Raw genomic sequence first — 13,239 nt, forward strand, 5'->3', positions numbered from 1 at the left:
CCGGGCGTTGCCCCATGAGGAGCCGGAAGGCTCCGCGCTCCGACCAGAGAGGCACTCCCCATGTCGTTCCCGCTCTCCGTCCTGGACCTCGCCCCCGTCGCCCCGGGTGAGTCCGTCGGCCAGTCGATCGCGCACAGCGTCGCGCTGGCCCAGGCCGCGGAGGAGCACGGGTACACCCGGGTCTGGTACGCCGAGCACCACAACATGTCCGCCATCGCCTCCTCGGCGACCAGCGTGCTGATCAGCCACGTCGGGGCGAACACCTCGACCATCCGGCTGGGCTCGGGCGGCGTGATGCTCCCCAACCACTCGCCGCTGGTGATCGCCGAGCAGTTCGGCACCCTCGAGGCCATGTACCCGGGCCGGATCGACCTGGGCCTGGGCCGGGCTCCCGGTTCGGACCAGAACACGATGTACGCGATGCGCACCGACCCGCGCTCCAGCGACCGGTTCCCGCAGGACGTGCAGGAGCTGCAGGCCTACCTGGCCGGCGAGACCCGGGTGCCCGGTGTCGATGCCTTCCCCGGCAAGGGCTCGAACGTGCCGCTGTACATCCTGGGCTCGTCCACCTTCGGCGCCCAGCTCGCCGCCGCGCTCGGCCTGCCCTACGGCCACGCCTCGCACTTCGCCCCGCAGGCGCTGCAGGCCGCCGTGGAGATCTACCGCCGCGACTTCCGGCCGTCGGCGCAGCTCGACGCCCCGCACGTGATCGCCGGCGTGAACGTCATCGCCGCCGACACCGAGGACGACGCCCGCGCCCAGTTCCAGACGGTCCGCCGTGCTCGGGCCACCCTGCTGTTCGGCCGGGGCAAGCAGTTCAGCGAGGAGGAGACCGACCTCCTGCTGGAGTCCGGTGCCGGGCGCCAGGTCGACTCGATGATGACCCACTCCGCCGTCGGGACGCCGGGCCAGGTGCGCGAGCAGCTGGTCGAGTTCCGGGCGTTCGCCGACGCCGACGAGCTGATCGTCGGGCACGCCTCGCCGCGGGTCGAGCAGCGGTTGCGCTCGGTGGCCCTGCTGGCCGACGCGATGGCGACCGTCAGCGCCTGATCCTCAGGACGGGTCGGTCACCACTCCGCGAGCTCGGCGCAGGTCGGGCACAGCGCACCCAGGACGGCCGGGTCCGGCGGCCACGGCACGTCGTCGTCGTGGGTGACGAACGCCCCGCACAGGGAGTTGCGCCGACCGCCGGCGGCGCTGCCGATGGTCGCGTGCACCGGACCGATCAGCGCGGGCCGGCCCGCGGCACCGACCAGCGAGCCGACCACCATCTCGGCGCGCGCTGTGCCGTAGACGAACCCCATGACGACCAGGGTGCCCCGCGGCGGCCGTGGATCCGGTGAGCCGGGGACGTGTCGCGCCCCAGCAGCCCCACCCGTCCCAGGGTGACGGAGCATACCGCTAGCTACGTGCTTGCTCCGGCTAGCAACGGGGCAGTGAGGGGGTGGCCCACAGTCCAGACCCCCAGGGAGTCCTCATGGCCGACACCACCGTCCTGACCGCTCAGCTCCGCGCCCTCCTCCTGCTCACGCAGACCGAGGAGCAGGTCGCCCGCACCCGCGTCGCCCAGGCCCGCACCGAGGCCGTCCGCCGCGAGCTGCTGCAGAACGCCGACAACGCCGCCTCCCGCACCGAGGCGATCACCCGCACGCTGCGCGACCTCGGCGGCGTCCCGGACGTCGTCACCCCCGCCCTCGGCCGCCTCGGCGCGATCGTCAAGGCCACCGTCGAGCAGGCCGGCCCGCTGGACGAGGCGCTGCTGGGCGACCTCGCGCTGGAGCACCAGCTGCGTGACCGCGCCACCTACCTGAAGGTGCTCGCCGAGACCGCCGAGCTGCCCCGCGTCGCCCGCCTGGCCGAGCGCCTGGTCACCGCGCACACCGCCACCGTCGAGTGGCTGACCGTCGTCCTCGCCGAGACCGCCCTCGGTGGCCCGGCCGCGCTGAAGGCCACCCCGCTGCAGCGCGTCGCCGGCGGCGCGACCCGGCTGGCCGCCTTCCCGGCCCGCTACGTCGCCGACTCGGTGAACAAGGTCGTCGACACCACGCAGCAGGCGACCGACTCCGTGCAGCAGAAGCTCGACGCCGCGGCCACCCGGGCGAGCTCGTTCGCCGGCGCCGTCCGCGAGTCGCTGGCCGTGGGCCGCGACGCCTCGCTCAAGGAGGCCGAGACCCAGGCCCGCGCCGAGGGTGCGGCCAACACCGCGCGGACCCTGCACGAGACCCGCACCGAGCTGGGCGCGCTCGACGCCGCCGAGCTGCCGGTGGAGAAGTACGACGAGCTGACCGTGGCCGACGCCGTGAAGGCCGTGAAGGCCCTGACCGACGCCGGCGACATCGAGGCCGTCATCCGCTACGAGGAGGCCCACAAGGACCGCGCGTCCGTCGTCTCCGCCGCGCAGACCCAGCTCGCCGCCCTCGCGAAGCAGGCCGTCGGCATCAGCTGACCCACCCCGCACGCCGACGAGGCCCGCACCCCACCCGGGGTGCGGGCCTCGCTCAGTTGCCCTTCACGTTCACGACCTGGCGCAGCGTGTGCCGGACCTCGACGAGGTCGGTGGCGTCGGCCATCACCTGGTCGATCGGCTTGTAGGCGTCGGGGTGCTCGTCCAGGAACGCGTCCGAGTGCCCCCACGCCACGCCGGCCATCCGGGCGTCCAGGTCGGCCCGGTCGAACAGCTTCCGGGCCGCCGTCCGCGAGTGCGACCGGCCGGCCCCGTGCGGGGCCGAGTGCAGCGCCCGGACGTCGCCCTTGCCGACCACGACGTAGGACGCCGCCCCCATCGACCCCGGGATCAGGCCGGCCTCACCGGCCCGCGCGGAGATGGCGCCCTTGCGGGACAGCCACACGTCCCGGCCGAAGTGGTGCTCGCGGGCGGTGTAGTTGTGGTGGCACGCCACCATCTCCTGCCGCTGCACCTCGACGCCCAGGAACCTGCCGAGCTGGTCGAGCACCCGGTCCATCATCTCCTCGCGGTTGAGGAAGGCGAACCGCTGCGCCCAGAGCAGCGCCTCCAGGTAGGCGTCGAACTCCGGCTCGCCCTCCACCAGGTAGGCGAGGTCGCGGTCGGGCAGCTCGACGAACCGCCGGCGGCACTGCTCCCGGGCGACGGCGATGTGCCGCTGGGCCAGCTTGTTGCCCACGCCCCGGGACCCCGAGTGCAGGAACGCCCACACCCGGTCGGCCTCGTCGAGGGAGACCTCGATGAAGTGGTTGCCCGAGCCCAGGGTGCCCAGCTGCTGCGGCCAGTGCTTGGCCACCGCGTCGGCCTGCTCGGCCCCGGCCATGCCGCGCAGCTCCTCGATCCGCGGCTCGGCCGAGCTGCGGATCTCCTTGTTCCGCCCGCCGGCCGACAGCGGGACCGACCGGCTGATCTGCTCGTGCAGCCCGGCCAGGTCGTGCCCGTCGAGGTCGGCCGCGGTGAACTGCGTCCGGACGGCGGCCATGCCGCAGCCGATGTCGACCCCGACCGCGGCCGGGATGATCGCGCCGTCGGTCGGGATCACCGAGCCGACGGTGGCGCCGAGCCCGAGGTGGGCGTCGGGCATGAGGGCCAGGTGCGGGAAGACGAAGGGCATCGTCGCGGTGCGCTCGGCCTGCTCCCGGGTGTTGTCCTCCAGGATGGACGCCCAGCTCAGCAGGCGTCCGTTGATCGTGTCCATGGTCCTTCCTCGTTCGTGGGGATGGGGGGTGGCCGGCGCCGACCGAGGGACGAGTCAACCCGCGGTCGCCGTCCGGCGCCTCTCCTTTTCCCGGCCACCCGTCCGGCGGCACCTGCTCACCCGCGCGGATGACCTCGGCTACAGAAATACGGAGACCGGCCGACAACGTGGAGGTGAGCTGGGGAACACGACGAGCGCCGACGCGGCTGGTGTCCGCGCTGGCCGACGGCGAGTCGGTGGTGTCGGTGACCGACTGCGTGCCGCTGAGCGACTCGCTCGACGTGCCCGCGGGGGACACCTCCCGCACCGCCGTCCTCACCGACCGCGCGCTCTACGTCTGCATCGGGGACACCGACGTCGTCCCCCTGCCGTTCACCCGGATGCGCGAGCTCAACCGCCGCGGGTTCGCCCTGCTCTTCTTCCGCTTCGACGACAGCCACGCCACCTGGGAGCTGCGCGACCAGCGCTTTGCCGCCCGGGCCGAGCGCCGCTTCGCCCAGCACGGCCTGGCCGCGCACAAGGCCTGGGTGGGCACCACCCGCGAGGCCGGCCGCGAGCCGGCGGGCTTCCGGCACCAGGCGCACCTGGACCTGCTCAACCGGGTTGCCGGCGGTGTCCCGTTCGCCGACGCCGTGGCCGACCAGCGCACGCTGGTGGACCAGCTCGTCTGGACCGAGACCGGGGACCGGGCCTCCTGCCGCGCCGCCCTGCGCCGGCTGGGCACGGTGCACAAGCTGCTGCACTCCGACCTCGCGGTGATCGCCGAGGCCGCGCCGAGCCTGGCCATGGCCCAGCACGCGCTGGTGCTGCTGGACCAGCCCTCCCCGTGGCAGGGCGAGGTGGCCGAACCGGTGGACGACGGCCCCACGGCCGCCGAGCTCGCCGGGCTCACGCCGGACGCCGCACCCGTGTGGGTGGACGCCCAGCGCGAGACCGTCAGCTGATCAGCTGACGACGACGCCCTTCCAGAACGCGACGCGGTCGGTGATCTCCGCGGCGGCCTCCTTGGGCGCCCGGTAGGTCCAGGCCGCGTCGGCGTTGGTCTGCCCGTCGGCGACGACGGAGAAGTAGCTCGCGTCGCCCTTCCACGGGCAGTGGCTGGTGGTGTCGGTCGGCGTCAGGACGCCGGGGGCGACGGAGGAGAGCGGGAAGTAGGCGTTGCCCTCGACGGTGACGATGTCGTCGGACTCGGCGATCACGGTGCCGTTCCAGGTGGCGGTGGTCATGCGTCCGGTCTACCAGCGCAGCGGCTGGACGGCACGGGAATCCGCCGTCCGGCACTTGCGGCAGTGCCCCCACTCGCCGAGCTGGCGGGGGGTCGTCGGCTGGCCGCACTCGGGGCAGACGACGGACTCGTTCGACCGTGCCTTGGTCTGGTCCATGCCCCGACGCTACGCACCCAGGGGGCCGGAGGGCAGGGGTGCGGCCGGATCGTGACCCGGGAGGGGGTCGACCCGACGCAGGAAGGACCGCATCGCGAGGTGCTGGGACAGGGACTCGCGATGGTCGTCGCAGGCCAGCCAGGTCTTCTCCCGGTCCGGCGTGTGGATCTTCGGGTTGTTCCAGACCAACACGGAGGTGGCCGGTGCCCGGCACCCCTTCGCGGAGCAGATCGGGGCGGCGTCGTCGGTGGCGGTCATCGTGGCGCCGATGCTGCCGGAAACCGCTCGGCAGGGCTGCGGCGGGTCGCTACGGTCGGCCGGTGGAGCCAGCGATCCGGGTCCGGGACCTGCGCAAGACCTTCCGGGTGGCCGAGCGGGACGCCGGGCTGGGCGCCTCCGTGCGCAGCCTGGTCCGCCGACGGTACCGGGAGGTGGCCGCGGTCGCCGGGGTGTCCTTCGACGTCGCGCCCGGTGAGGTCGTCGGCTTCCTGGGCCCCAACGGCGCCGGCAAGACCACCACGCTGAAGATGCTCTCCGGGCTGCTGCACCCCACCGGCGGCGAGGTGTCGGTGCTGGGCCACGTGCCGGCCCGGCGGGAGAAGGCCTACCTGGGTCGGATCACCCTGGTCATGGGCAACCGCAACCAGCTGCAGTGGGACATCCCGGCGCTGGACAGCTTCGAGCTCAACCGGGCGGTGTACCGGATCCCGGAGCCGGAGTTCCGGCGGGCCCGCGACGAGCTGGTCGAGCTGCTGGAGATCGGCGACCTCGTCCGCAAGCCGGTGCGCACGCTGTCGCTGGGCGAGCGGATGAAGGCCGAGGTCGCCGCGGCGCTGCTGCACCGGCCGCAGGTGCTCTTCCTCGACGAGCCCACCATCGGCCTGGACATCGGCGCCCAGAAGCGGCTGCGCGGGTTCGTCGCCGAGTACACCCGCCGGCACGGGGCCTCGGTGCTGCTGACCAGCCACTACATGGCCGACGTGCAGGCGCTGTGCCAGCGGGTGGTGGTGATCGACAAGGGCCAGGTGCTCTTCGACGGCGGCCTGCGCCAGCTCACCGCCCGGTTCTCCCCGCACCAGACGATCACCGTGCAGCTGGCGGAGCCCGGCACCGACCTGTCCGCGTTCGGGGCGGTGGTGGAGGCGGGCGAGGGCCGGGTCAGCATCCAGGTGCCCAAGGCCGAGACCTCCGCGGTGGCCGGCCGGCTGCTGGCCGCGCACGCGGTCACCGACCTGACCATCGAGGACCCGCCGATCGAGGACGTCATCGAGCAGGCGTTCAGCGCCGGGCGCACGGCGTGAGCGGCCTGGCGTCGGTCTACCGGGTGGTCGCCGGCACCGCCGTGCAGACCCAGCTGCAGTACCGGACGACGAACTACCTGTTCATGCTCGGGATGATCGCCGAGCCGGTGGTCTACCTGGTGGTCTGGCAGACCGTGGCCGACGCCCAGGGCGGGTCGGTGCAGGGCATCACCGCCGGGGACTTCGCCGCCTACTACATCGTCTGGACGCTGGTCCGGAACATGAACATCGTCTTCACCCCCTACGGCTGGGAGGGCCGGATCCGGCAGGGCGAGCTGTCCGGGATGCTGGTCCGCCCCGTGCACCCGCTGCACCACGACCTGGCCTACTTCGCCGGCTGGAAGGTCGTCGTCGTCCTGCTCTGGCTGCCGATCGCGGCGGTGCTGACGCTGGTGTTCCGGCCGACGTTCGACGTCAGCCCGGTTGAGGTGCTGGTCTTCCTGGTGGCGATCTGGGGCGCCTACCTGATCCGGTCGATGCTGCTGTGGGTGCTGGGCATGGTGACCTTCTGGACGACGCGGGTCAGCGCCCTCTACGAGCTGTACTTCACCGCCGAGCTGCTGCTGTCGGGCCGGTTGCTGCCCCTGGTGCTGCTGCCGGCCTGGGCGGCGACCGCGGCGGACTGGCTGCCGTTCCGCTACACGTTCGGCTACCCGATCGAGGTGCTCGCCGGGGACCTCACGACCGCCGAGCTCTGGGGCGGGCTGGCCGCGCAGGGCGCCTGGGTGCTGGCGGGCACGGCGATGGTCGCCGTCGTCTGGCGGTTCGGCGTTCGGCGCTACTCGGCGGTGGGGAACTGATGGAGTCCCTCCGGCTGGTCGGCACCTTCCTGCGGATCGGGGTGCAGACCGAGCTGCAGTACCGGTCCAACGTCGTGTTCAGCGTGCTGCAGTCGCTGGTCGCGGTCGGCACCTCCCTGGCGGTGCTGGCGCTGGTCTTCAGCCACACCGACTCCCTCGGCGGCTGGTCCGGCGACGAGCTGCTGGTGGTGATGGGCGTCTACGTGCTGATGGGCGGGGTGCTGCGCAGCGTGGTGCAGCCGGCCATGAACCAGCTGATGGACGACGTCCAGCACGGCACGCTGGACTTCGTGCTGACCAAGCCCGCGGACTCCATGCTGCTGGTCAGCATCCGGCGGATCGAGCTGTGGCAGTCCGTGGACGTGCTGGTCGGCGCCGGCATCGTCGGGTTCGCGCTCAGCCGGTTGGACACCCGCCCGGGGCTGCTCGCCGTCCTGGGGTTCGTGGTCGCCCTGGCCCTGGGGGTCGTCGTCCTGTGGGCGTTCTGGTTGCTGCTGACGACGGCGGCCTTCTGGGTGGTGCGCACCGACTCGCTGGTCGAGCTGCTGTCCGGGATGTACCAGGCGGGCCGGTGGCCGGTGACGATCTACCCGGGCTGGCTGCGGATCGGGTTCACCTTCCTGGTGCCGCTGGCCTTCGCGATCACCGTGCCGGCCCAGGCGCTGACCGGTCGGCTCTCGGTCTGGCTGCTCCTGGGCGCCGCGGCGTTCACCGTCGGGCTGGTCGCGCTGACCCGGTGGGTGTGGTCGGTCGGCCTGCGCGCCTACAGCGGGGCCTCGGCCTGAGTCGGTGCCCCGCAACGGGTCACCCCATGGTCATCGGGTCGCGCCGTGACGCGACCCGATGACTGCCCGGTGACCTCGGGCCCCGTGCTCCCCGCGGGTCGCCGCGGTTCCCGCGGACGGGTGAGGCTGTGCGCCCCCGGTGTGCGGACTGGGCAGTCCGGCAGGGATGATCTCCAGGCCCGTCGAACCCTTGGAGGACACCCGTGACCACGCCGCCCGGCTCAGGCGACCAGCCGCAGACCCCCGGACAGGGTTGGGGGCAGCAGCCGCCGTCCGGTCCGCAGGGCCCCGGCCAGACCCCCGGTGACCAGCCCCAGCAGTTCGGCCAGCCGCAGCAGTTCGGCGCACCGGGTCAGCCCGGTCAGCAGGGCCAGCAGTTCGGCCAGCCGGGTCAGCCGCAGCAGTTCGGCCAGCCCGGCCAGCCCGGCCAGCAGCCGTGGGGCGCCCCCGGCCAGCCCGAGCAGCCGAAGAAGAAGAGCGCGGTGGCCCGCCTCGTCCCGATCATCGCCGGTGTCGTGGCGCTGATCGTGGTCGGCGTCCTGGTCCGCAGCTTCCTCGGCGGCAGCGCCCCCGAGGTCGGCGACTGCGTCAAGGCCAGCGACGACAGCGGCTACGAGGTCGTCGACTGCGACTCCGACGACGCCGAGTACCGCGTCTTCGGCACCGACGACGACATGACCGAGTCGGAGTTCTACGCCGACCCGGACACCTGCCAGGCGGCGGCCACCGAGTCGAACATCACCGACGGTGTCTCGCTCTGGTACGGCTCCTCCGGCGACGAGGGCCAGGTCTTCTGCGCGGAGACCATCTGACCTCCTGCACCACCCGACACCACCCCCGGAGCCCACGCGGCTCCGGGGGTGGTGTCGTCTCAGGCCTGGTGCTCGTCGAGGGTGATCGCCGCGTTGACCAGCGCGAGGTGGGACAGCGCCTGGGGCAGGTTGCCCAGGAAGGCCCCGTCGGCGGGGTCGAGCATCTCGGCGAGCATGCCGACGTCGTTCGCCGCCCCCTCGAGCTCGGCCATCAGCGACCGGGCCTCGGTGCCGCGGCCGCACAGCTGCAGGGCCGACACCATCCAGTAGGAGCAGGCCAGGAAGACGCCCTCCTCGGCGGCCATGCCGGTGTACCGGTAGAGGTGCGGCCCGGCGCCCAGCTCCCGGCGCAGCGCGTCCAACGTGGAGCTCATCCGCTCGCCGCGGTCGAAGCCGCTGATGGCGTGCAGCAGGATCGAGCAGTCCAGCCCGTCGCTGCCGGGGTACCAGAGGTAGGCGCCCCGCTCGGCGTCCCAGGCGTTCTCCTCGACCCAGGTGCGGATCCGGCCGGCCTCGGCCCGCCAGCGCGCCGGGTCGCCCGGGATCTGACCGGCCTCGGCCAGCTCGACGGCCTTGGTCAGCGCCTGCCAGCAGCCCAGCTTCGACGTCGTGTAGTGCTGCGGGTCGTGCAGCTCCCACATGCCGGCGTCCCTCTGCTGCCACCGGTCGCACGCGGTGTCGGCGATCTGGGCCAGCACCCGGCCGGTGTCGGCGTCCAGGACGTTGCCGTTCTCCACGCCCAGCGCCACGATCGAGAACAGGTCGCCGTAGACGCCCAGCTGCAGCTGGTCGGCCGCGGCGTTGCCCACCTGGACCGGGCCGACGCCGCGCCAGCCGGGGACGTCGGGCTCGTGCACACCCTCGGTCAGCCCGCCGTCCAGGGTGTAGCAGACCCGGGGCTCGGGGCCGTGCCGGCGGATGGTGCCCAGCAGCCAGCTCACCGCCCCGTGCGTCTCCTCGCGCAGCCCGAACCGGTACAGCGCGGTCAGGGCGTAGGCGGAGTCGCGCACCCAGGCGAAGCGGTAGTCCCAGTTCTTGCCGCCGGCGAGGTCCTCGGGCAGGGAGGTGGTGGCCGCGGCGACCATCGCGCCGCTGGGGGAGTGGATGAGCAGCTTGAGCGCCAGGGCACTGCGCCGGACGGCGGCCTCGAAGTCGCCGGTCCAGTGGAACTCCTCCGACCAGGCCCGCCAGTTGGCCACGGTGCGGTCGATGCCGGCGTCGACGTCCTCGGGGTCGGCCAGGAACAGCGGCTCGCGCTCGGTGGCGACCAGGCCCAGCAGCGCCCGCGACCCCGGGGTGGTCGTGTAGGTGATGTCGATCCGCTGGTCGCCGACCTCGACGGCGTCCGCGCCGAGGGTGCGCACCGCGAGGGTGAGCCCGTCGACCCGCAGCACCGGGCCGTGGGTGGTCCGGTGCACCCACGGCGACACGGTGTTCAGGCAGGTGCCGGGCCGGACGGCGGCGCGCATCGCCACCGTCCCGGACAGGCCCTCGACCCGCCGCCCCAGCTCCGACCACGGCAGCCGACCGGCCACGCCGGTGTTGAGCGCATCGGTCACCCGCACGCTGCCGCTGGCGGTGGAGAAGGTCGTGGTCAGCACGTTGGTGTGCGCCACGTACTCCCGGGTCGTCGTGAACGGCTCCACCGGGCACAGCTCGATGCAACCGCCGTTCTCGGCATCCAGGAGCGCCGCGAACACCGGCGGGCCGTCCATCGTCGGCAGCGGCAGCCAGTCGATGCGGCCGTCCCGGGCCACCAGGGCCACGGTCCGGCCGTCGCCGACGGCGGCGTAGCTGCGCAGGTCGGCGTACCCGCTGGCGTCACGGAAGGTCTCGCTCACGGGGTGGGCATGCCGCCGTTCACGTTCAGCGTCTCGCCCACGGTGTAGCCCGACTCCGCCGACGCCAGGTAGACGTAGGCGCCGGCGAGCTCGGCCGGCTGGCCGGCCCGGCCCAGCGGGGTCTCCTTGCCGAACTCGGGCAGGTTCTCCGGCGGCTGGCCGCCCGAGGCCTGCAGCGGCGTCCAGAACGGGCCCGGGGCCACGATGTTGACCCGGATGCCCTTGGAAGCGAGCTGCTGGGCAAGCGCCTTGCTGATCGTGTTGATCGCGGCCTTGGTGGTCGCGTAGTCGACCAGCCCGGGGGCGGGGGAGTAGGCCTGGATGGAGCTCGTGGTGACGATCGTGGAGCCGGCCGGCAGGTGCGGCACGGCCTCCTGCACGACCCAGAAGACCGAGTAGACGTTGGTCTTGAAGGTGGCGTCGAACTGCTCGCTGGTCAGGTCGGCCAGGTCGTCGACCCAGACCTGCTTGCCCGCGACCAGCACCAGGGCGTCCAGTCCGCCGAGCTCCTCGACGGCGGTGCGGACGAGCTGCCGGGCCTCGGACTCCACGGACAGGTCGGCCGGGGCGAGCACGGCCTTGCGGCCGGCGTCGCGGACCAGCTGGGCCACGTCCTCGGCGTCGGACTGCTCCTCGGGCAGGTAGTTCAGGACGACGTCGGCGCCCTCGCGGGCGTAGGCGATGGCCGCGGCCCGGCCGATGCCGGAGTCGGCGCCGGTGACCAGCGCCTTGCGGCCGGCCAGCCGGCCGGTGCCGCGGTAGGTCTGCTCGCCGTGGTCGGCGCGGACCTCGAGCTCGGACTCCAGGCCCGGCTCGGCGATGCCCTGCTCGGGGTAGCCGTCGGTGCGGTACTGGTCGACGGGGTTGGTGAAGGTGTACTGGTCGGTCACGGGCTCGGTCCCTCCGGTGGTGCGGTGGCTGCACGGAGGTCGCTGGTGGCTGAACGACCAAACGGTCCTTGCCCTGGTGGGGGCGGTCTCAACCGGTCCGGGTGAGGTGGTCCGGCGCACGTCGGCCGCCTACCGTCGGGGGCCCGTCGTCCCACCCCGGAGGGTCCCCGTGAGCGCGCCCGGCCCGTCGTCCCCCCGGTTCGTCCGGGTGCTGGTGCCGGTCGCGGTGGTGGTGATCGCCGCGTGCGTGGCCGGGCTGTTCCTGCTGGGCCGCGGGTCGGGGCCCGCGGTGGGCGACTGCGTGGCCGCCGGTGCCGACCAGGAGGTGGTGGTCGTCGACTGCGACGACCCGGGCGCGGCCTTCCAGGTGATCGGGGTGCTGGACGACGTCCCGCCGGTGGACTCCCAACCGGCCTGCCTGGCCGCCTTCTCGCGGACCACGGCCAGCTACTCCGAGGGCGGCCTCTCGGCCGAGCCCGCCCGGGTGCTCTGCCTCGTCGCCGCCTGAGCGGCTGCGGCTGGCAGAGTTGGCCGCATGGGCCTCGACGACGTCGTCATCTGCTCCCCGCTGCGCACCCCGGTCGGCCGGTTCGGCGGTGTCTTCGCCGGGCTGACCGCCACCTCGCTGGCCGCGACGGTGCTGCGCGAGGTCGTCGCCCGGACGGGGCTGCAGGAGGGCGAGGTCGACGACGTCGTCCTGGGCCAGTGCTACCCCAACGGCGAGGCGCCGGCGATCGGCCGGATCGCCGCGCTGGACGCCGGCCTCGGGGTCGGGGTGCCCGGGCTGCAGATCGACCGGCGCTGCGGGTCGGGCCTGCAGGCGGTCATCTACGCGAGCATGCAGGTCGCCACGGGCGCCGGCACGGTCGTCGTGGCCGGCGGCGTGGAGTCGATGAGCCAGGTCGAGCACTACGCGCTGGGCCTGCGGACCGGCGTCAAGGGCGACGGCACGATGCTGCACGACCGCCTCGCCCGCGCCCGGGAGACCGCCGGCGGCATCCACCACCCGGTGCCCGGCGGCATGCTCGAGACGGCGGAGAACGTGCGCCGCGAGCACGACGTCGACCGGCTCTCCCAGGACGCCTGGGCGCTGCGCTCCCAGCAGCGGGCCGGTGCCGCGATCGCCGAGGGCCGGTTCGCCGACGAGGTCGTCGGCGTCGAGGTGCCCGGCACCCGCAAGGTGCCGGCGCGGACGGTCACCGAGGACGAGCACCCGCGCCCGCAGACCACGATGGCCGACCTCGCCGCGCTGCGGCCGGTGATGGCCGCCGTCGACCCGGCGGCCACGGTGACCGCGGGCAACGCGTCGGGGCAGAACGACGGCGCTGCGATGTGCGTGGTGACCACCCGGGCCGAGGCCGACCGGCGCGGCTGGGAGCCCTTCCTGGCGCTGCGCGGGTGGGCGGTGGCCGGGGTGCCGCCGGAGACCATGGGCATCGGACCGGTGCCGGCGGTCGCGGCCGCGCTGGCCCGCACCGGGCTGACCCTGGCCGACATGGACCTGATCGAGCTCAACGAGGCGTTCGCCAGCCAGGTGCTGGCCTGCCTCGCCGCCTGGGAGCTGGGGGAGGGCGACCGGGACCGGGTGAACGTCAACGGCTCCGGGATCTCGCTGGGCCACCCGGTGGGCGCCACCGGCGCCCGGATCCTGGCCACGCTGGCCCACGAGCTCAAGCGCCGCGAGGGCCGGTACGGCCTGGAGACGATGTGCATCGGCGGCGGCCAGGGCCTCGCTGCGGTGTTCGAGCGGGTGGGCTGACCGCACC

General features: G+C 73.6%; 16 protein-coding genes. 9 read left to right on the forward strand and 7 right to left on the reverse strand.

All coding sequences use genetic code 11. The annotated features are described in order from the left end of the window. The first annotated feature begins 60 nt into the window (after positions 1-60). Positions 61-1,050, forward strand: coding sequence for an LLM class flavin-dependent oxidoreductase (locus tag LFA75_RS19470; protein ID WP_225235245.1), 990 nt, complete (start codon positions 61-63; stop codon positions 1,048-1,050). A 17-nt stretch (positions 1,051-1,067) separates the two neighbouring features. Here the strand turns inward: LFA75_RS19470 and LFA75_RS19475 are convergent, their stop codons facing one another. Continuing rightward, the gene (locus tag LFA75_RS19475; protein WP_225235246.1) at positions 1,068-1,304 is read right to left on the reverse strand and encodes a hypothetical protein; all 237 of its coding nucleotides are present in this window, start codon (positions 1,302-1,304) and stop codon (positions 1,068-1,070) included. Between the two features lie 173 nt (positions 1,305-1,477). Between LFA75_RS19475 and LFA75_RS19480 the strand changes: the two genes are divergently transcribed. Continuing rightward, positions 1,478-2,446 (forward strand): coiled-coil domain-containing protein, encoded by a 969-nt coding sequence (locus tag LFA75_RS19480; RefSeq protein WP_225235247.1) that lies wholly within the window; start codon positions 1,478-1,480, stop codon positions 2,444-2,446. Between the two features lie 52 nt (positions 2,447-2,498). Here LFA75_RS19480 and LFA75_RS19485 read toward each other — a convergent pair whose 3' ends face one another. Further along, the gene (locus LFA75_RS19485; RefSeq protein ID WP_225235248.1) at positions 2,499-3,662 is read right to left on the reverse strand and encodes an RtcB family protein; all 1,164 of its coding nucleotides are present in this window, start codon (positions 3,660-3,662) and stop codon (positions 2,499-2,501) included. A gap of 173 nt (positions 3,663-3,835) precedes the next feature. Between LFA75_RS19485 and LFA75_RS19490 the strand changes: the two genes are divergently transcribed. Beyond that, positions 3,836-4,606 carry a hypothetical protein gene (locus LFA75_RS19490; RefSeq protein WP_225235249.1) on the forward strand — a complete coding sequence of 257 codons (771 nt, stop codon included), beginning with the start codon at positions 3,836-3,838 and terminating at the stop codon, positions 4,604-4,606. Here the strand turns inward: LFA75_RS19490 and LFA75_RS19495 are convergent, their stop codons facing one another. From LFA75_RS19495 to LFA75_RS19505, 3 genes are read right to left on the reverse strand one after another with little or no spacing between them, the layout of a single operon-like run. Beyond that, positions 4,607-4,888, reverse strand: a complete 282-nt coding sequence (locus tag LFA75_RS19495; protein ID WP_225235250.1) for a DUF427 domain-containing protein — start codon at positions 4,886-4,888, stop codon at positions 4,607-4,609. 9 nt (positions 4,889-4,897) lie between these two features. After that, a complete protein-coding gene (locus LFA75_RS19500; RefSeq protein ID WP_225235251.1) occupies positions 4,898-5,044 on the reverse strand; it encodes a hypothetical protein in 147 nt (48 codons plus the stop codon). A gap of 9 nt (positions 5,045-5,053) precedes the next feature. After that, positions 5,054-5,302, reverse strand: coding sequence for a hypothetical protein (locus LFA75_RS19505; RefSeq protein WP_225235252.1), 249 nt, complete (start codon positions 5,300-5,302; stop codon positions 5,054-5,056). Positions 5,303-5,364: 62 nt separating this feature from the next. Between LFA75_RS19505 and LFA75_RS19510 the strand changes: the two genes are divergently transcribed. From LFA75_RS19510 to LFA75_RS19525, 4 genes are all read left to right on the forward strand, one after another. Next, positions 5,365-6,345 (forward strand): ABC transporter ATP-binding protein, encoded by a 981-nt coding sequence (locus tag LFA75_RS19510; RefSeq protein ID WP_225235253.1) that lies wholly within the window; start codon positions 5,365-5,367, stop codon positions 6,343-6,345. Next, positions 6,342-7,145: an ABC transporter permease gene (locus LFA75_RS19515; RefSeq protein WP_225235254.1), complete on the forward strand. Its 804-nt coding sequence runs from the start codon at positions 6,342-6,344 to the stop codon at positions 7,143-7,145. The genes LFA75_RS19510 and LFA75_RS19515 overlap by 4 nt, the downstream gene beginning before the upstream one ends. Continuing rightward, positions 7,145-7,930, forward strand: a complete 786-nt coding sequence (locus tag LFA75_RS19520) for an ABC transporter permease (RefSeq protein ID WP_225235255.1) — start codon at positions 7,145-7,147, stop codon at positions 7,928-7,930. Before LFA75_RS19515 ends, LFA75_RS19520 begins: the two co-directional genes overlap by 1 nt. Before the next feature lie 203 nt (positions 7,931-8,133). After that, positions 8,134-8,742, forward strand: a complete 609-nt coding sequence (locus LFA75_RS19525) for an LppU/SCO3897 family protein (protein ID WP_225235256.1) — start codon at positions 8,134-8,136, stop codon at positions 8,740-8,742. Positions 8,743-8,801: 59 nt separating this feature from the next. On the opposite strand, the gene LFA75_RS19530 is transcribed toward LFA75_RS19525, so the two are convergent. Both LFA75_RS19530 and LFA75_RS19535 read right to left on the reverse strand, forming a co-directional pair. After that, complete coding sequence (locus tag LFA75_RS19530; protein WP_225235257.1) at positions 8,802-10,583, reverse strand: glycoside hydrolase family 15 protein; 1,782 nt, start codon at positions 10,581-10,583, stop codon at positions 8,802-8,804. After that, complete coding sequence (locus tag LFA75_RS19535) at positions 10,580-11,473, reverse strand: SDR family oxidoreductase (protein ID WP_225235258.1); 894 nt, start codon at positions 11,471-11,473, stop codon at positions 10,580-10,582. Before LFA75_RS19535 ends, LFA75_RS19530 begins: the two co-directional genes overlap by 4 nt. 169 nt (positions 11,474-11,642) lie before the next feature. On the opposite strand from LFA75_RS19535, the gene LFA75_RS19540 reads away from it, so the two are divergent. Continuing rightward, positions 11,643-11,981, forward strand: coding sequence for an LppU/SCO3897 family protein (locus LFA75_RS19540; RefSeq protein ID WP_225235259.1), 339 nt, complete (start codon positions 11,643-11,645; stop codon positions 11,979-11,981). Positions 11,982-12,008: 27 nt separating this feature from the next. Then, the gene (locus LFA75_RS19545; RefSeq protein ID WP_225235260.1) at positions 12,009-13,232 is read left to right on the forward strand and encodes an acetyl-CoA C-acetyltransferase; all 1,224 of its coding nucleotides are present in this window, start codon (positions 12,009-12,011) and stop codon (positions 13,230-13,232) included. The last annotated feature ends 7 nt before the right edge of the window (positions 13,233-13,239 follow it).

The sequence above is a fragment of the Klenkia terrae genome (assembly GCF_900491935.1).
GTDB lineage: Bacteria > Actinomycetota > Actinomycetes > Mycobacteriales > Geodermatophilaceae > Klenkia > Klenkia terrae.